Origin of the sequence: Nocardioides sp. BP30, assembly GCF_029873215.1 — a bacterium.
In the GTDB taxonomy this organism is placed as follows: Bacteria; Actinomycetota; Actinomycetes; order Propionibacteriales; family Nocardioidaceae; genus Nocardioides.
This window is the reverse complement of the sequence record NZ_CP123620.1, coordinates 2,183,944-2,201,517: the sequence shown is the minus strand read 5'-3', so window position 1 is coordinate 2,201,517 and position 17,574 is coordinate 2,183,944. Positions and strand designations below refer to the sequence as shown.

16 protein-coding genes are annotated in these 17,574 nt (G+C 72.0%); 8 read left to right on the top strand and 8 right to left on the bottom strand.

Annotation, left to right across the window (positions count from 1 at the left end; genetic code table 11):
- The first annotated feature begins 180 nt into the window (after nucleotides 1-180).
- Nucleotides 181-1,878 (top strand): SulP family inorganic anion transporter, encoded by a 1,698-nt coding sequence (locus P5P86_RS10395; protein ID WP_280607361.1) that lies wholly within the window; start codon nucleotides 181-183, stop codon nucleotides 1,876-1,878.
- Here the strand turns inward: P5P86_RS10395 and P5P86_RS10390 are convergent.
- Nucleotides 1,875-4,556 (bottom strand): helix-turn-helix transcriptional regulator, encoded by a 2,682-nt coding sequence (locus P5P86_RS10390; protein WP_280607360.1) that lies wholly within the window; start codon nucleotides 4,554-4,556, stop codon nucleotides 1,875-1,877. The two genes, P5P86_RS10395 and P5P86_RS10390, sit on opposite strands and share 4 nt — an antisense overlap.
- Before the next feature lie 313 nt (nucleotides 4,557-4,869).
- Between P5P86_RS10390 and P5P86_RS10385 the strand changes: the two genes are divergently transcribed.
- From P5P86_RS10385 to P5P86_RS10355, 7 genes are all read left to right on the top strand, one after another.
- Complete coding sequence (locus P5P86_RS10385) at nucleotides 4,870-6,027, top strand: acyl-CoA dehydrogenase family protein (protein WP_280607359.1); 1,158 nt, start codon at nucleotides 4,870-4,872, stop codon at nucleotides 6,025-6,027.
- A gap of 107 nt (nucleotides 6,028-6,134) precedes the next feature.
- Nucleotides 6,135-6,422 (top strand): hypothetical protein, encoded by a 288-nt coding sequence (locus tag P5P86_RS10380; protein ID WP_280607358.1) that lies wholly within the window; start codon nucleotides 6,135-6,137, stop codon nucleotides 6,420-6,422.
- A gap of 239 nt (nucleotides 6,423-6,661) precedes the next feature.
- Nucleotides 6,662-7,240 (top strand): RNA polymerase sigma factor, encoded by a 579-nt coding sequence (locus tag P5P86_RS10375; protein WP_280607357.1) that lies wholly within the window; start codon nucleotides 6,662-6,664, stop codon nucleotides 7,238-7,240.
- A gap of 118 nt (nucleotides 7,241-7,358) precedes the next feature.
- Nucleotides 7,359-9,869 (top strand): DUF7933 domain-containing protein, encoded by a 2,511-nt coding sequence (locus tag P5P86_RS10370; protein ID WP_280607356.1) that lies wholly within the window; start codon nucleotides 7,359-7,361, stop codon nucleotides 9,867-9,869.
- A gap of 87 nt (nucleotides 9,870-9,956) precedes the next feature.
- Nucleotides 9,957-11,462, top strand: coding sequence for a SpaH/EbpB family LPXTG-anchored major pilin (locus P5P86_RS10365; RefSeq protein WP_280607355.1), 1,506 nt, complete (start codon nucleotides 9,957-9,959; stop codon nucleotides 11,460-11,462).
- 98 nt (nucleotides 11,463-11,560) lie between these two features.
- Complete coding sequence (locus P5P86_RS10360) at nucleotides 11,561-12,550, top strand: class C sortase (protein ID WP_280607354.1); 990 nt, start codon at nucleotides 11,561-11,563, stop codon at nucleotides 12,548-12,550.
- Complete coding sequence (locus P5P86_RS10355; RefSeq protein WP_280607353.1) at nucleotides 12,547-13,278, top strand: class E sortase; 732 nt, start codon at nucleotides 12,547-12,549, stop codon at nucleotides 13,276-13,278. The genes P5P86_RS10360 and P5P86_RS10355 overlap by 4 nt, the downstream gene beginning before the upstream one ends.
- A 211-nt stretch (nucleotides 13,279-13,489) precedes the next feature.
- On the opposite strand, the gene P5P86_RS10350 is transcribed toward P5P86_RS10355, so the two are convergent.
- The 7 genes from P5P86_RS10350 to P5P86_RS10320 form a co-directional block, all read right to left on the bottom strand.
- Entirely contained in the window at nucleotides 13,490-14,518 is a 1,029-nt protein-coding gene (locus tag P5P86_RS10350; RefSeq protein WP_280607352.1) for an AraC family transcriptional regulator, read from the bottom strand.
- A gap of 164 nt (nucleotides 14,519-14,682) precedes the next feature.
- Nucleotides 14,683-15,456, bottom strand: a complete 774-nt coding sequence (locus P5P86_RS10345; RefSeq protein ID WP_280607351.1) for a sigma-70 family RNA polymerase sigma factor — start codon at nucleotides 15,454-15,456, stop codon at nucleotides 14,683-14,685.
- A complete protein-coding gene (locus tag P5P86_RS10340) occupies nucleotides 15,453-15,872 on the bottom strand; it encodes a hypothetical protein (RefSeq protein WP_280607350.1) in 420 nt (139 codons plus the stop codon). Before P5P86_RS10340 ends, P5P86_RS10345 begins: the two co-directional genes overlap by 4 nt.
- Nucleotides 15,873-15,974: 102 nt before the next feature.
- A complete protein-coding gene (locus P5P86_RS10335) occupies nucleotides 15,975-16,304 on the bottom strand; it encodes an STAS domain-containing protein (protein WP_280607349.1) in 330 nt (109 codons plus the stop codon).
- Nucleotides 16,305-16,314: 10 nt separating this feature from the next.
- Nucleotides 16,315-16,653, bottom strand: coding sequence for an STAS domain-containing protein (locus tag P5P86_RS10330; protein ID WP_280607348.1), 339 nt, complete (start codon nucleotides 16,651-16,653; stop codon nucleotides 16,315-16,317).
- Nucleotides 16,650-17,078, bottom strand: a complete 429-nt coding sequence (locus P5P86_RS10325) for an ATP-binding protein (protein ID WP_280607347.1) — start codon at nucleotides 17,076-17,078, stop codon at nucleotides 16,650-16,652. The genes P5P86_RS10330 and P5P86_RS10325 overlap by 4 nt, the downstream gene beginning before the upstream one ends.
- Nucleotides 17,079-17,290: 212 nt before the next feature.
- The gene (locus tag P5P86_RS10320; RefSeq protein WP_280607346.1) at nucleotides 17,291-17,425 is read right to left on the bottom strand and encodes a hypothetical protein; all 135 of its coding nucleotides are present in this window, start codon (nucleotides 17,423-17,425) and stop codon (nucleotides 17,291-17,293) included.
- Nucleotides 17,426-17,574 lie beyond the last annotated feature (149 nt).

Below are 17,574 nucleotides of genomic sequence, written 5' to 3'. Positions count from 1 at the left end.
GGAGGGACTCGCTGGGGCTCGGGTGCCATGGTGCGTCCTCCTCGGGTGCCGCGCTGCGCGGCCCATCGGCGTCAGCACGCCGCGCCGCGTGCGGTTCCCATGCTCACCCGTTCGCGCGCCCGGGCTGCTCACCCGACCCGGGTGATGTGGACCGGCGTACGCCGCAGCCACGGTGGGTCCGTGCCACGGACCGTGCCCGCCTGGTGGTGCCCCTCGATGCGGGGGTACCGGCGGGCCTGGTTGCGCACCGACGTCCTCGCCGGCCTCACCGCCGGCACGGTGGTGATCCCGCAGGCGATGGCCTACGCCACCATCGCCGGACTGCCGGTGCAGGTGGGTCTGTACACGTGCCTGGTGCCGATGGTCGTCTACGCGCTCTTCGGCGGGGCCAGGGCGCTCAGCGTGTCGACCACCTCGACGATCGCGGTGCTGGTCGCCTCGGCCCTGGCCGGGCTGCCGCGCGGCGCCGTCGACTCCGTGACCGACCAGGTGCAGGCGGCAGCGACGCTGACCTTCATGGTCGGCGTGTGCTTGCTCGGCATGCGACTGCTCCGGATCGGCGCGCTGGTCGAGATGGTCTCCCCCGCGACGCTGAGCGGCATCCGGATCGGCGTCGGCCTCACCGTCGCGGCCAGTCAGCTCCCGGCGCTGGTCGGGGTCGCCCCCGACCCCGACGACGACGGCTTCTTCGGCCGGATCGCCGACCTGCTGCCCAAGCTCGACACCGCCAACGGCGCGACCGTCGCCGTCGGCCTGGGTAGCGTCGCCGTGCTCCTGGTGCTGCGCCGGCTCGCTCCTCGGCTCCCGGCGCCCCTGTTCGTGGTGGGTGCCGGCATCGCACTGGTGGCGCTCACCTCGGTCGAGGCTCACGGGGTGGCACTCATCGACAAGGTACCGCGCGGCCTTCCCGCCGTACGGCTGCCGGTCGCGGGCGACGTGCTCGGCCTCCTGCCGGCGGCGCTCGCCATCGCGGTGATGGCCTTCCTGGAGACGGTGCTGGTCTCGCGCACGAACAGGCGCCGGGAGGAGCCCTCGATCGACGTCGACCAGGAGCTGGTGGCGGTGGGCCTGGCGGCCCTCGGCGGCGGGCTCACCCAGACGCTGCCGCCGGCCGGCGGCCTATCGCAATCGGCGGTGAACCTGCGGGCCGGCGCCCGATCCCAGGTTGCCCAGCTCGCCACCGCAGTGCTGGCGCTGCTGGTGGCGCTCGTGCTCGCGCCGGTGCTCGACGACCTCCCCCGGGCGGTGCTGGCGGCGATGGTGCTGGTGGCGATCCTCGGTCTGCTCGACCCCAGCGACTTCGCCGACTACGCGCGGATCGATCGAGCGGAGCTGTGGGTGGCGCTGGTGGTGGCGGCGATCGGGTTGACCGGCGGCATGCTGCTCGGCGTCGCCGTGGGACTGGTGCTGACGCTGGCGCTGGTGGTGCGCCAGGTCAACCGCCCGCGCGTACGTCGCCTCTACCCGCGGCCCGAGGGTGGCTGGACGACGACGCCGACGCCCGTCCCATCGCCCGCGGGCGTGCTGCTCCTGCACCTGGACGGCGGGCTGTACGCCGGCAATGCCCAGGCCACCGTCGACGCGGCGCTCCGGACAGCGGCCAGCGTGCAGCCGCCCACCCGCGCCGTGCTGCTGGAGTGCTCCGCCGTGCACGAGGTCACCGTGCCGTTCCTCGACGCGCTGCGGGCGCTCGCGAGCGATCTCGAGCAGTCGGGCGCGACGCTCATGGTCACCGCGCTGCCACCGGAGACCTCTGCCGTCCTCGACCGCTCGCCGTGGTTCCGCGAGCAGCGGACGGTCGGGCGGGTCCACGAGAGCATCGGGGAGGCGCTGACCGCTGTGGCACCGGTGCGGGCGCCGGCCAAGGAAGGCACCTAGATGAGGTGGTGGGATCGGGCCAGCGCGAGCGCTTCGCTGCGTCGCGCCGCCCCGAGCTTGGCGTAGAGGTTGCTGACGTGGGTCTTGACGGTGTTCTCCGAGACGAACAGCGTCGCGCTGATGTCCGCGTAGGTGGCACCGCGTGCCAGCTGGCGCAGCACCTCACGTTCACGCGCGCTCAGCAGGGGCAGGTGGACGGTCTGCTCCTCGACGGCCTCGGCCGGTGTCGCCGTACCGGGGTCGAAGTAGGTCGCGATGCTGGTCGCACACGCCATCGCATCGGCCAGCTCCTTGGCCCACGGCCGCGGCCCGCGCTGGACCAGCTGGTCGAGCAGGGTCTGGATCGGGGTGCCCTGTCGGGTCCATCCGAGGAAGGGCGCCGCGTTGCGGCGTACCTCCGTCTCCACCACCGCGCGCCGCAGCAGCTCATGGGCCTCGCGGCCCTCGCCGAGCTCGTCGAGCAGCTGCGCACGGGCGACCAGCGCGACGGGGCGGATGACCGGCTGAGCGAAGGTGGCATCGTCGGCAGCCGTCTCGAGGAGCTCGGCAGCCAGACGCCGATCGCCCTCCAGGTCCGCCCGCAGCGCCCCCACCCAGCCCGCCTCACCGCGGAAGCCGCCGGCGGCGAGCCGGACCTCGACCGCCTTCAACGAGGTCCTGTCGCCCGCGAGGGCGGCGAGCGTCGCCTCCTCGACCAACCACACCACCAGCAGGTGGTCGGGCAGGGCCGAGGACTCGGGCAGGTCGAGGGGCTGCTGGAGCAGCGCTCGGCCGTCCGCGATCGAGCCGGCCGTGAGCGCCGCGTGGGCGTTGTGCACCCGCAGCCAGAACACACTGCACAGGTCGGCCGGATGGACCCGGGCATCCTGCAGCGCGGGTGGGACATCCCAGGGCACGTCGACGGTCCGGGCCAGGCCGAGGGCGAGCTCGAGCCGCCACCGGGTGAACTGCGGCGACCAGGAACGCGCGGCGTCGAGCCGGGACAGCGCCTCCCCGGCGACCTCGGTGCAGGCCCGCTCGCGCCCGAGCATGTACTGCGCCAGCGCCAGGTGGCTCAGGGCCGCGGCCCGCAGGGCCGGGAGCTCGCGGGTCCTGGCCAGCCCGACGGCCGCCACCAGGTTCACCTCGGCCTCGTGCAGGTCGCCGAGCCACGACTGCGTCATCGCCAGCTCGGTGAGCAGCTGCGGCAGGATCTCCGCGCTGACGTCGCTGGCCTTCTCCGCGAGCACCACGCCGCGGGCGAATCCGACCGCCGGGAGCAACGGCTCACGTCCGAGCCGGGCCCGCATCAGCCGAGCACAGGCGAGCTCCTCCTCGCGCAGACACCCGCCGTGCGCCAGGCACTGGTCGAGCAGGCGCTCGGTGGCGGCGGTGTCGCCGGCGACCCACCGCTCGATGGCCAGGGGGAACCACAGGTCCGGGCAGCTCTCGACCTGATCGGGATGGTCGCGGGCGAACGCCGCCAGGGCGGCACCCTCGCCGCGCATCACCATCGCCGCGCCGTAGTCGGCGAGGAACGCGGCCCCCTCCTCGAAGGCCCTGACGGTCTCCAGCCGCGGGAGCGCTCGATCGGTGGCGCCGCCCGCGGCGTCCAGCAGCACAGCCCGGACGACTGTCGCGCGGGCGCCCATGACGTCGACACCGTCGGTGATCAACCGTCGCCGGACCACCTCGTTGAGCAGGGGATGGAGTCGGTAGCGGACGGGTTCCTCGGCATCGTCGGTCACGATCCGGGAGACCAGCAGGCCGGTGCCGTCGAGGTCGGCCAGGATCTCACCGGCCATCGCGTCGTTCGCCAGGTGAGCGGCCGTCGCAGGGGTCACGACCTGCTCCGCCGAGAGGCACAGCAGCAGGTGGCGGGTGCGCGGCGAGAGCGAGGCGAAGACGTCGCTCGCGATCCGGTCGCCGAAGCGGCTGTCGCCCGTCGTGCACCGCCGGGCCGCGGCCACCGGGTCCGGGCTCACCGCCACGGCACGCGAGGCGAGCACCACCGCTGCGCACCAGCCCTGGGCATAGCTGGTGATCGCCTCGACGACCGTCGGGTCGGCCGTGCGGGCGTGCTCCACGATCAGGGCACGGGCCTCCTGCTCGTCGAGTCGCAGGACGTCGCCGCGGATCATGGCGAAGTGGCCGAGCAGCTCGGGCACCAGATGGGCGATGGGCAGGTCCCATCGACTCAGCAGCACCAGCCGCATCGACTCGGGATCCTCGTTGAGCCTCTCCGCCAGCGCGCGGCACGAGGCCGCCGGCAGCAGGTGGGCGTCGTCGATCACGACGCGGCCCGGTGGTCTGGCGCTGCCGGAGGCCCCGCTGCGCCCACCGGCCCCCTCACCGGCCCCCTCGACGACCCGCTCAGCGGCTGCGTGGTCCAGCACCTCGCGCAGGCGATCGGGCCCCCACGTCTCGTCGGCGTGCAGCCACCTGGCGGCGGGTTCACCGGCGGTGAACGCCGCACCGATCCACCCGGCGACGCTGAAGGTCTTGCCCGCTCCGGCCGGGGCGACGACCTGGGTGACGGCACAGTCCCGCGCCTGGTCGAGACGTCGTGACACCCGGATCCGCGGTACGTAGACCCGGGGCAGCCGCGGCATCGCATCGAGCGCCTCGCGCGGTCGTGGCACCCGGGCCCGCGGCTGGGGATCGTCCCCCTGCTCGGCCGTCTCTCGCCTGCCCGTCACGTCCGTGAGGCCTGACGCACGACGTCGGTCCACCCTTCGCTCCCCTCGAACCCGGGGAAGCCGGCAGACTCCCCCGCCCGATCGGTTCATCTACTGGCGTGTCACGTGGACTCGATCCGCATCTGGATCGGTGCCGCGTGTGTGTGTCCCGCAACCACGGTAGATCCGGGTCCGGCGCCCCGCTCACCTTTTCCGGGTGAATTTTCCCTGACCTGGCAGATACCTGCTCGCCGCACCCCGGCCGGCGTCGCCCACGTGCAGCGCACGAGCTCTGGCCTAAGGTGCTGGCAGGACTGCAGGAAGGAAACCCGCCATGCGACGTACGGTCTTCAACGACGACCACGAGACGTTCCGCAAGACCCTCCGTGCCTTCATCGAGGCCGAGGTCGTCCCGCACTACCAGGAGTGGTTCGAGGCGGGCCTCGTCCCGCGCGAGTTCTACGGCAAGCTCGCCGACCTCGGCCTGTTCGGGATCGAGGTCCCCGAGGAGTACGGCGGGGCGGGGATCAGCTCGTTCAAGTACGCGGCCATCCAGACCGAGGAGACGGCCCGCGCCGGCGTCGGCTTCGGGGGCTCGGGGGTGCACGTCGCCCTGTGCCTGCCCTACCTGCTCAAGCTCGGCACGCCCGAGCAGCTCCAGGCATGGATGCCGGGCTTCGTCTCGGGCGAGACCATGTTCGCGATCGCGATGACCGAGCCCGGCACCGGCTCCGACCTCGCCGGGATGCGCACCACGGCGCGCCTCTCCGACGACGGCACCCACTACGTGCTCAACGGCGCCAAGACGTTCATCACCGGAGGCGTGCACGCGGACCGGGTGATCGTGTGCGCCCGCACGTCGGCACCGCTGGAGAACGACCGCCGTTTCGGCATCTCGCTGCTGGTGGTCGACACCGCGTCTGAGGGTTACACCGTGGGCCGCAAGCTGGACAAGCTCGGCCTGCGCACCTCCGACACCGCGGAGCTCGCCTTCAACGACGTCATCGTGCCGGCGGAGAACCTGCTGGGCGAGCAGGACAAGGGCTTCTCCTACCTCGGTCAGAACCTGCCCCAGGAGCGGTTGAGCATCGCCTACGGCGCGTACGCGCAGGCGCAGGCGGCGGTGTGGTTCGCGCAGAAGTACACCCAGGAACGGCAGGTGTTCGGCCAGCCGGTGGCGTCCTTCCAGAACACCAAGTTCGAGCTCGCCGCGTGCCAGGCGAAGGTCGACGCGATGCAGGCCGTGGCCGATCGCGCCCTGGAGGCGCTGGACGCCGACGAGCTGAGCCCCGCCGAGGCTGCCTCGGCGAAGCTGTTCTGCACCGAGGCCGCGGCCGAGGTCATCGACCGCTGCCTGCAGCTGCACGGCGGCTACGGCTACATGAACGAGTACCCGATCGCGCGGCTGTACGCCGACAGCCGCGTCAACCGGATCTACGGCGGGACCTCGGAGGTGATGAAGATGATCATCGCCAAGCAGATGGGCCTCTGAGCGGCCCCAGCGTCGACAGTGGGCGGGCCGGGCGCCCGTCCACTGTCATCGACTCCCGGGTCTCCGCGTCCCTGTTGTGAAAGCACCATCGCAGCAGGAGGAACGGCATGGCCATCGAGACATCGCCGGACGGCGCGCAGCCCGACGTCGAGAGCTGGCTCACCCTGCTCGTGGAGGCCGTGGTCAAGCAGGAGTTGGAGGACCTTGACCGGCCGCACGTCATCGTGACCTGGGATCTGCTGGCCGGCACCACCTTCGTGACCGGGCCCTTCGCCGATGCCGCCTCGGCGCTGGCCGCAGCTGCGCGGGAGCTGGCCTACGACCGTGCCGAGCTCGGCAACGTCAGCCGCCGTCACGAGATCCTCCCCCTGCTCCATCCGGCTCCCGTGAGTTGAGGCGGCGATGAGCGGTCGCAGCCGACGGCCGCTCGTCGGCGCAAAGTGGCCACGGACGTCGCGCGTAACGGCTGTCGGATCCTCGCCGGCCGCTCCTAGGGTCGGTCCCGCGGCTTCATGGGGGGCCGTTCCTTGGGGGAGGAATTCATGCAGTCGATCCATGCCGCGCGCCGAAGCGGGCGACCCGATCCAGCAACGCTTCGCACCGGCGTCACCGACGTCGGGGACCGGGCACGCCGGTGAGACCGCTCGCCGCGACAGCGGACGCCGAGCTGGTCACCCAGATCCGCACCGGGCACGACCTGGACGGGCAGGCCACCGAGGAGCTCTACCTGCGACACGCGCCGATGGCGCTGCGGCTCGCCCATCGACTGCGCGGCGGTGACGGATCCGGAGAGGACCTGGTCTCCGAGGCGTTCCTGCGAAGCTGGCAGCGGATCGTCGCCGGTCACCCGATCGACTCGTTCAAGAGCTACCTGATGCAGGCCGTGCGCAACCTGCACGTGGACCGTCTGCGCCGCGACTCCTACCTGATCCATCTCGAGACGCTCGGCGAGCACGAGCTCGACCTCGCCGCCGACTCGACGGCCGACGAGCTCGATCGGCTCGAGGATGCCGACGAGGTGCGCTCGGCGATGACGAAGGTGAATCCACGCTACCGCCGAGCCCTGTGGCTCAGCGCCGTCGAGGGCATGTCGCTGCCCGAGGTCGCCGAGGCCCTCGACGCCAGCCGCAGCACCACCGCGGTGGTGCTCTTCCGCGCCCGCAAGGCGCTGCGGGCGGCGTACGGCGACGTCAGCACGCGCCTGGCCTGCTGACCGTAGCCCAGCCGACCCACCACCCAGCCCGCGTGCGGCGCGGCAACAGCCGCGCCCGTGCCCACCAGTCGCAGGCAGCCGTGCCCCCACCCCGCGCACGCCTGCCCACGGAGGATCCATGAGAACCCCTGTCCTGAGCCGTGCGCTCACCGTCACGACGGTGATCGGCCTCACGTTCGGCCTCGCGCTGTCACGCCCTGCCCACCCCGGCCCATCCAGCGCAGCCGGCACGGCGACCCTGGCGCCGCACACCCCGCTGCGGCTGCTCGCCGCGGGCGTGCCAGCAGCCGGCACGCCCGTCTACACCGAGACCTTCTCCCACCAGGACGCCAGCAGCGCCGCCATCTCCGTCCTGGACTACAACGGCGGGGCCGACGCCGCCAACCAGACCTACACCGCCGACCCGCAGTGGACCCCTGCCGGCGGCCAGTGCGACGGCTGGATCCTCAATGGCTCCTCGCCGCTGGCCACCTCGGACGCCGGCTGCCTGCACAACCAACCCAGCGCCTGGAACGGTCTGCAGTCGCTGGCCAAGCAGCTCGGTCTCGCCCAGGGCCAGACCGCCGCCCAGGCGACGGCCAACCAGGCCCTGGCGGAGTACACCAACGCGGCCTCGGGCGCGATCGCCGCCGGCACGGAGTTCAAGACCGTCAACGCCAGCGCGATCCCGGCCGTCGCCGGGCACTACTACGCCGTCTCCGCCTACTTCGCCGAGACCAACTGCAACGCCAGCCACGCCAGCGAGACCTTCAGCCTGCTGATCAACGGCTCCGCCACGGTGCTGGGCACGGGACTCGACCCCTGCGGCACCGCCACGAGCGGCACCCAGGTGAGCAGGCTGCAGTCCGGTGCGATCCAGATCCCGGCCGGCACCACGGCGTCGTTGGGGCTGTCGCTGTACAACGCGACAGCGACGGGGCTCGGGAACGACGTCGCCTTCGACCTGCCTCAGATCCTCGACGTCACGCCGACGGTCGACAAGTCCTTCTCCCCGACCCTGGTCGCGCCGGGCCAGACCTCGGTGCTGACGCTCACGGTGACGAACACCAGCGAGCTGATGGCGAAGTCCGACTGGGGGTTCGTGGACACGCTGCCCAGCGGGCTCACCCTCGCCGACACCACGTTCGGCGGCACCTGCACCCAGGTGAGCGGCACGGCCTTCAGCACCACCGGGACCGCCGGCGGCAGCACGATCACCGTCAAGGGCGGGGACCTGGCCAAGGGCGCCTCGTCGTGCACGATCACCGCCCACGTCACCTCCGCCACCGAGGCGACCTACACCAACTCGCCCACGTCCAACATGACGTTGACCGGGCTCCTGCCCGGCGCACCGGCGACGGTGCGGTTCGCCTCTCCGCGGATCCGACTGGTCAAGGCCCTGGGCACCGCGCGCGTGCGGGCCGGCGACCAGTTCACCATGGCCCTGCGCACGGGCTCGCCCACCGGGACCATCGTCAGCAACCAGACCAACGCGACCACCGCCGGCAGCGGCTCGACCGTCACCCCGGGCACCGGCACCACCGGCACCTACGTGGCCACCGGCACGACCACCTACTACCTCACCGAGGCGGCCGCGGGTGGCGCCATCCTGGCGCTCTACAACGGCTCGCTGACCTGCACCGACAGCAGTGGCCTGAGCACCGGGCTGCCCCAGGGGCAGGCCTTCCTCGGGAGCACGTCGATCACACCGGTGGCCGGCGCCGACATCACCTGCACCGTGACCAACAGCGCGGTGCCGCCGACGATCAGGCTGGTCAAGGCACTCGACGGCAGCCGCATCGCCGACACCGACGAGTTCACCGTCGCCATCCACACCGGCTCCGGCTCGGGACCGATCGTCAACTCCACCTCCTCGTCCACCACCACCGGCACCGGGAACACCGTCACGAGCGGTACCGGCACCACCGGGACCTACACCGCCACGGCGGGGACGACGTACTACCTCGACGAGGCGGCCGCCGGGACCACGACGGCCGCGACGTACGGCAGGAGGATCACGTGCACCGACGCCAACGGGGTCCAGGCCGGACTGCCGGCGAACCTCGCCCTCACCGGCGCCTACGCCCTGACGCCGGTGGCCGGCGCCAGCATCAGCTGCACCCTGACCAACAAGGCGACCAGACAGGACGTGCTGCTGCGGAAGGTGGGCACCGACGGTGCCGGCAGCACGATCACCCTGACCGGCTCGCAGTGGCAGCTCCAGACCGACGCCTCCGGCGCACCTGGGACGACCATCGCCGGCGGCGTGGCGCCGGTCCCCGGCCAGAGCGGGGAGTTCGTCATGACCGGCCTCACGCCGGGTGGCTACTGGCTCACCGAGACGCAGGCTCCCGACGGGTACACGCTGCTGGCCCAGCCGGTCGCCTTCACGGTCGGGACCGACGGCAGCGTCACCGTGCCGCGTGCATCCGCCGCCACGCTGGCGATCGGCACCGCCGCGACGGGTCAACCGGAGCTCACGGTGCACGACGTCGGGGTGTTCACGCTGCCCCACGCCGGCGGTCACGGCGCGCGCGCGTTCGGCTTCGCCGGCATCGGACTGCTCGTCCTGGCCGGCGCGGCGGTGGTGCTCGGCGGCCGGCGCCGTACTCGGAGGACCCGGACCCCCGGAAGGCGGGTGAAGAGGTAGGCAGCCGTCGCCGCGGCCGCGGCATGCACCCACCCCACCACCGTCACCAGCACGAATCCGGCAGTACAGAAAGATGAGAAGCGCCTCATGACCCGATCACGCCAGCGACCTCTCCGGGGCCTTACCCTCCTGATCGTCGCCCTGCTCAGCACCGCGGGCGCCCTGGGCGCCGTCGCACCCGCCCACGCGGCGACAGCCGCCTCGCTCCCCGACCCCAGCAAGGCGGGGTCCCTCACGATCCACAAGTTCGCCACCCCGGACACCGCCACGGGCCTGCCCCACGACGGCACCCAGGTGGACACCAGTGGCCTGACGCCGATCGCCGCAGTGACCTTCAGCGTCCAGCAGGTCGGCGGCATCGACCTGACCACCAACAGCGGCTGGCAGAAGGCCGACGCGCTCAGCAAGACCTACAACGCTGCCGACGCGACCGGATCCATCACCTCGGCCGGGTACGGCCTGACGAGCGCGCAGGGCTCGCCGGTCACCACGAACGCCAGCGGTACGGCGTCGCTGGCCGGCCTCCCGCTCGGTCTCTACCTGGTCACCGAGACCTCGTGGCCGGCCGGCGCGACCCCTTCCGCGCCCTTCCTGGTCTCGGTCCCGCTGACCGACCCCACCACGCACAACTCCTGGCTCTACGACGTCGACGTCTACCCAAAGAACGCGACGACCACCGTCGCCAAGACCGTCTCCGACGCCAGCGCCACCAAGCTCGGGGATCCGCTGTCGTGGACCATCGCCGCCGACATCCCGAACCTCGACACGATCGACGGCTACAAGGTCACCGATCAGCTGGACGCCAAGCTCGACTACGCGAGCACGGCGGTGAGCCTCGCCGACGGCACCACCGTGGCCCAGGGCACCGACTACACGGCCGACTACGACGCCTCGAGCCGCACGTTGACGGTCAGCTTCACGGCTGCCGGTCGGGCGGTCCTGGCCGCCCACGACACCAGCCAGGTCCTGGTCAAGGTCGTCACGACTGTCCATGCCGTCGGCGAGATCACCAACACGGCGCTGCTCTACCCCAACCAGGCCAGCTTCTCGATCACCCCGGGTCAGCCGGGCGGCCCGGTCGTCACCCCGCCGGTCCAGACGAAGTGGGGCTCGCTGACCGTGCAGAAGACCGACCCCGACGGCACGGCGCTCGGTGGCGCCGTCTTCAGCGTCTACGCCACTCAGGCCGACGCCGAAGCCGGCAACAACCCGATCGCCCTCGCCGGCCAGACCACTTTCACCGCCGGCACCGACGGGACGGTGACGATCTCGGGCCTGCGCTACTCCGACTTCGCCGACGGCCAGACGGTCACGGCAGGCTCCGCCGGCTACCGCGACTACTGGCTGGCCGAGGTCCAGGCCCCCGCGGGGTACGAGCTCCTGGCCGACCCGGTGAAGTTCGACGTCACAGCGCAGACCTCGACGGTCGGCGTCGACCTGAAGGTCCAGGACGTGCCGTCCAACAGCGGGTTCGCCCTGCCCTTCACCGGAGGTCCGGGCGGTCGGCTCGTCTATCTCGGCGGTGGCCTGTCGCTGGCGGGCGCTCTCGTGATCGCCCTCGGCCGACGCCGCCGTACCGGCACGGCGAGCTGACGCCCGTCCGACGGTCCGCGGGGCGGCGACTTCCGTCGCCCCGCGGTCGGTCAGGCCCGCCGCGCACGAAGAGCCCCGCTCCGGAGACACGCAGCCAGATGAGCATCCAGTCCAGTCCCGCCGGCGTGCCGCGCACGGCCGCCAGCCTCCGTCCCCGTGCGCCTCACCGCGCCCGTCACCGCGCCCGTCACCGTGCCCGCGGCTGGGCTCGGCCCGCCCTGGGTCGCTGGGGGCGGCGCCGTACGTGCGTGGTCCTGCTGGCCCTCGTCGGCATCGGGGTGCTGCTCTACCCGTCGAGTGCCCGCTGGTTCTCCGACCGCTCCCACGCCGCCGTCGTCTCCGGCTACGCCAAGGCGGTGGAGTCGATGCTGCCCGCTGACAAGCAGCGCGCACTGGCGGCCGCCCACGCCTACAACGACCACCTGCCCCCCGGTCCGCTCCGGGACCCCTACGGTGCCGGTGCCGCGGCGCCGACGGTCGACGCCGCCTACCGGGCCTACCTCGACACGCTCGACGTCGGCGCGGGCGGCGTGATCGGCTACGTCTCGGCGCCCTCGATCGGGCTCAGCCTGCCGATCTACCACGGCACCGCTGCCGAGACGCTCGATCGCGGCGTCGGACACCTGTACGGCACCGCGCTCCCGGTCGGCGGAGCCGGCACCCACAGCGTCCTGACCGCTCATTCGGGTCTGGTCAACGCCACCATGTTCACCGACATCGACAAGCTGCGTGACGGCGACGAGTTCAGCGTGACGGTGCTCGACCAGACCATCACCTATCGGGTCGACCGGATCCGAACGGTGCTGCCCGATCAGACCGACTCGTTGCGGCCCGTCGCCGGGAAGGACCTGCTCACCCTCGTCACCTGCGCTCCCATCGGGGTCAACACGCACCGGCTGTTGGTCGAGGGTGTCCGGGTGCCTGACGCCGACACAGCCTCGGCCCGGCGGTCGATCGTCGGGCGGGCCGGCGGTCCGGGCTTCCCCGGGTGGCTCGTGGAGGCCCTCGGCGCCGCCCTCCTCATCGTGGTGGCCACGCGCCGGCTCGGCGACACGTCCGCCCCGAGGCGGCGGGGATCGGCGCCGTGAGGTCCGGTGTGCACGCCGGACCTCGGGGCCGGATCGAGCACGGCCCCGCGCAGCGGCCGCCCGCACACCCGACCCGGTCCCGTTGGGTCCTGCTCGGCATCGGGCTGCTCGGCGCGGGGCTGGCCGTGTTGGGCTACGTGGCCTGGGAGTTCTGGGGCACGACCTGGGTCTCCCACCGACATCGCGACCAGACGCTGGCCCAGCTGCGGTCGGGCTGGCGCGGCTCGACCGGGGAGGGGGTGCGAACGCGGTTCGGCGTGGCCGACGCCATCGTGCAGATCCCGGACTTCGGTCCCGATTACGCCGTCCCGGTGCTCGAGGGCACCGGGAGCGACGTCCTCGCCACCGGTTTCGGACACTTCGTCGGCACCGCCGGGCCGGGCGACGTGGGCAACTACGTCCTCGCCGCCCACCGGGTCACCCATGGTGAGCCGCTGCGACGGATGCCCGAGCTGCGTCCCGGATCGGTGATCAAGGTCGTCACCCGCAGCCGCACCTACGTCTACCGGCTGCTGACGAGTGGCTCCGCGCTCGTGGTGCCGATGACCGCCTCCTGGGTCACCACGCCGCTCCCCCGCAATCCGGACGGCGGGGTGGAGCCGCCCCAGGCCGCCGGAGAGCGGCTGATCACGTTGACGACCTGCGCGGAGCTGTTCCATACCGACAACCGGCTGGTTGCCTTCGGCGTGCTGGACCACGTCGACCGGCACCGCCCGGGACGCGCCTGAGCGTCGGCCCAGTGCATGGCGGGGCCCGGTCCTCTCGGAACCGGGCCCCGCCATGACAGCGGCCCCGCCAGGGCGCCGCCGGTGCGACCCCATCGCCCCCGCGATATCGCACCGGCGGCGGGCCAGTCGTGCTGGCCCTCAGTGAAGACGCGATGAAGCAACGTTGCTTACACCAGTCGCCAGCGGTCCGGCGCGCTCGACCTCACCGGGCTCAGCCGCGGCCCGATCGCAAGGTCGCGGCAGGCGTCTCGCCGTACCGCTCCCGGTACTTCGCCGAGAAGCGGCCGTAGTTGCCGAATCCCCACATCAGGGCCACCGAGGTCGCCGACAGGCTGCCGCGCGGCGCCTCGCGCAGCGTCCGGTGGGCCCGCTCGAGTCGGACCTGGGTGAGGTAGGAGCCCGGGGTGACGCCCAGGGTCTGCCGGAAGCCGCTCTGCAGCGCGCGAACGCTGATCCCGACCTCGGCGGCGATGCCCGAGATGGTCAGCGGCTCGTTCGGGCGCTCCTCGATGATCTCGATCGCGCGCTGGACCGACGCGGGACCGGCCTGACGCCCCGCACGCCACAGGAAGTCGCTGAACTGGTTGTCGCAGGCGAGCAGCAGCCCGGTCATGACCGCATCCGAGGTCCGCGCGGCCAGGAGCGGGTGCCAGCCGATGGCGTCCGATTCGCCGGTGCGGTCGGCGGCGTCGTCCAGGAGGCCCTGAGCCAGCCGCAACCACTGCGGACCGATGCCGCGGTCGAGCCGCATCTCGACGTCGAAGCGGATCTCCTCCTCCACGTCGCGGCCGATCAGTGCCCGCAGCTGGCACTCGAGAGCCGGCCTGCCGACCTTGACGCCCAGGAGCCAGTCCCGGCCGGATCGCCAGCCGCTCACCCGGGCCGGAGTGGAGGGCCCGGCGACGACACCCACCGACGGATCGGCGACGAGGTGGCGGCGCTGGATCCAGACGTCGACGGCTCCGCTGAGCCCCACGGTGACGTGGTAGGCGTCCTCCCTCTCCAGGATGCTGTAAGAGGTCTCGGTGTCGAAGCGCACCAGCGCCGCGGCGATCACGCCCAGGTCGACGACGCGCATCTCCATCCCGAAGCCGTCGGCCGTGGGCGCCTCGATCCGGTTCGGGTAGAAGTGGCCGGCGGCCCTGGCCGAGGCCTCCGCCGGATCGTTGGTGCGGATGATCTCCAGCGACCTGCGGGCGCCACCGGACGTCGCTCCCGCAGCTGCTTCCTCTGCGTCCATGTCTCCTCCCCCTGCCGCCCGGGATGATCCGGGGACGGGAGTGAGACGGAGGAACGTGCCGTTCCTGACACAGATATGCCGCCCGAGTTCGCGCCGAGGCGGCGCTACGTCTCGGTTCGCCCGGCCGTGGGCCGGGCGTGGCCAGGCGTAGGCCGGGCGAGAGCTCACTCGTCGAGCAGGAGTCGCATCTTCGTCAGGCTGCGTCGCAACAGCCGCGAGACCTGCATCTGCGAGACGCCGAGGACGCGCGCGATCTCGGCCTGGGTCTTGCCGTCGGTGAAGCGCAACGTGACCACCTGACGCTCGGACTCGCTCAGCTCGGCGATCGCGTCGCTGAGGTCGACCCGGGCCTCCACGTTGACGTATCCGCGCTCCTCGGCGGCGATGAGCTGCTGCAGCGAGCCGCCCGCGGGATCCATCAGCGGCTCGAGCGGATGGCCCTCGCGGCTGCGGCCGACCTCGATCGTCTCCACCACGTCCTCGGGGCTGGCGCCGATGCGCTGGGCGAGCTCGGAGATCGTCGGCGCGCGGCCCAGCTCCTGGCTCAGCCGCTCCCGCGCCTCGATGACCGCGCCCTGCAGCTCCTGGGCACGCCGAGGTGCCCGGACCAGCGAGCCGGAGTCGCGCAGGTAGCGCTTGATCTCGCCCAGGATCATCGGTGCGGCATAGGCGACGAACTCGTAGCCGCGCTGCGGCTCGAACCGGTCGACGGCCTTGATCAGGCCCACCGATCCGACCTGGACGAGGTCCTCGAGCGAACCCTTGCGGCCTGCCAGGCGCTGGGCCAGGTAGCCCACGAGCGGGAGGTTCGCCTCGATGATCTCCTCGCGGACCGCGCGATACTCCTCGACCCCGATCCCGGGCGCCGACAATCGATCGAAGAGCCGCCCGACCTCCTCAGCCTTCTTGGAGGACCAGCGGGACTGGTTCTGCGTCACGAAGAGATGTCCTCGCGGCGCCGCGTGACCTTGATCGCGGCCTCGCCGCCCTGTGAGGAGACCGACACCTCCGCATCGATGGCCGTCAGCATCATCCACGGCATGCCGGTGCGGTCGACGGCGCTGCCCGGCCGGCACGGCGCGCTCATCACGATGCCGACGCAGCCCTCCTCGACCTCGAAGGTAGCGGTGAGCATCCGCGACTCGGCCGACCCGGCGTCGTCGACCAAGGGAAGCAACAGGATCGCCGACTCGTCGACGGCCATCTGGAGTTCCTCGGCATCCTCCAGGGCCAGGTCGGCGAGGACCGCCACCGACCGACTCATCGCTCGGATCGAGGCCACGAAGTCGGGGTGAGCGGGCACCTTCACCGTCACGACCGACGAGGGCCAGGAGACGTTGCCAGGGAAGATCATTGCTACCTCATCACTGCTTGCGCGGCACCCGGGTCTCGGCGATCTCCGCGCCCGGATCGACCGGGCGGGAGCCGACCGATCAGCCCCGTACGTCGACGCGCGTCACGCGTCGCCCTGTCGAGCTGCGAACAGGTCGGTGATGCCTGCGACGGCGAGGACCCGGTCGACCGCGGCCGACTGCCCGACCACCACCACATCGGTCCCGACGCCAGCGGCGGCGCGGCGGATCTCGAGCAGCGCACTGATCCCGGTCGAGTCCAGGAAGGTCACCCCGCTCAGGTCCAGCCGCACCGGACCGCTCCCGCCGCCCGCCGTCCAGGCGTCGGCGGCGGCGACGAACTCGTGGGCGGTCGCCAGATCGACGTCACCGGTCACCACCAGGACGTCCTGGCCGGTCGCGTCGATCTCGCGCGTGGCTGCGAAGAGGGGCACGACGCCCATCCTAACGATCCACCGTGCTGGCACTGACCAGCGACGGCGCAGCGGCCCACACCCGATCCAGGCCGGTGAGCTCGAAGACACGCTCGACCCGGGGCGAGCGCGGCGCGACGACCATGACGGCGTCGCGGGCGGCGGCCTCGCGGGAGAGCTCGACCAGCGAACCCAGCCCCGTCGAGTCGATGAAGTCCACCGCTGCCATGTCCAGGGTCAGCGCCTTGCCCTCGGCCAGGACGTCCCGTCCGGCCTCGACCAACGCCTGGCGGGTGACCAGGTCGACGGATCCCTCGAGAGCCAGGGTGCTGGCGCCCTCCGAGTCCCGCCGCGTGATCGTGAGCTTCATACCTTCTCGCCTTCCCTATCCGCTTGACCCCAGGTCGCCTTCGCGACCGCGAGCCGGAACCACACCGTCTTGCCCGGGGCGCCTCGATCGACGTCCACGCCCCACTGCGCCGCCAGCCGCTCGACGATGCCGAGCCCACGGCCCGAGGCGGCCGCCGGATCGCTGATGCCGGCACCCATCATCGGCAGCTCGGCGCCGTCGTCGTGCACCGCGACCGTCAGCATCTCCTCGGAGAGCGAGAGGGTCAGCACGGCGATGCCGGCACCGTGCCGCACGGCGTTGCTCATCAACTCCGAGACCAGCAGTGCCGCATCGTCGCGCAGCGACTGCGGCAGGTCCGCAGCGAACCTGGCGACGGCTGTCCGTGCCGTGCCGATCGAATCGGCGACGGCAGGCAGCTCGAGAGACTCCCGACGTTCGATCACAGCGCCCACAACTCCACCGGCAATTCCACTGGCACCTTCGAAGGCAACACTACTGACCGGCTCGCTGGCTGTGCCACGGGCGGGGTTCCTCTCGTTCACGAGCGAAGAGACGGTCACACACTGTTGGAAGCGCGATCGCCTCCGCCGGCCCGCGGCCGGGGCGGAGATACGTCTGAATCGCGCGCGTCGCGTTCGGGCAGCGACCTGACGCGTCATGCCGCGGTGTCCATGTCGGTGGCCCCGCACCAGCACTCGAACTGCCGTACGGCGACACCGTCATCGAAGACCACCTCGGCAACACGCCAGTCGTGGCCATGCGCACCCATCTCGGCAACAGCCTTCCTCATGACCCCTCCCCTCCTGGTCCTACAGCGGTCGAGGCCATCACTGCCCGAGAGGCCGGATCCTTAAACAACGCGATCTCATGAGCGCCGCGGACGGCTCGGTCGGGCGAATGTCGCAGCGCTCTGCCAAGATACGCAGGCGGTGAGATCCT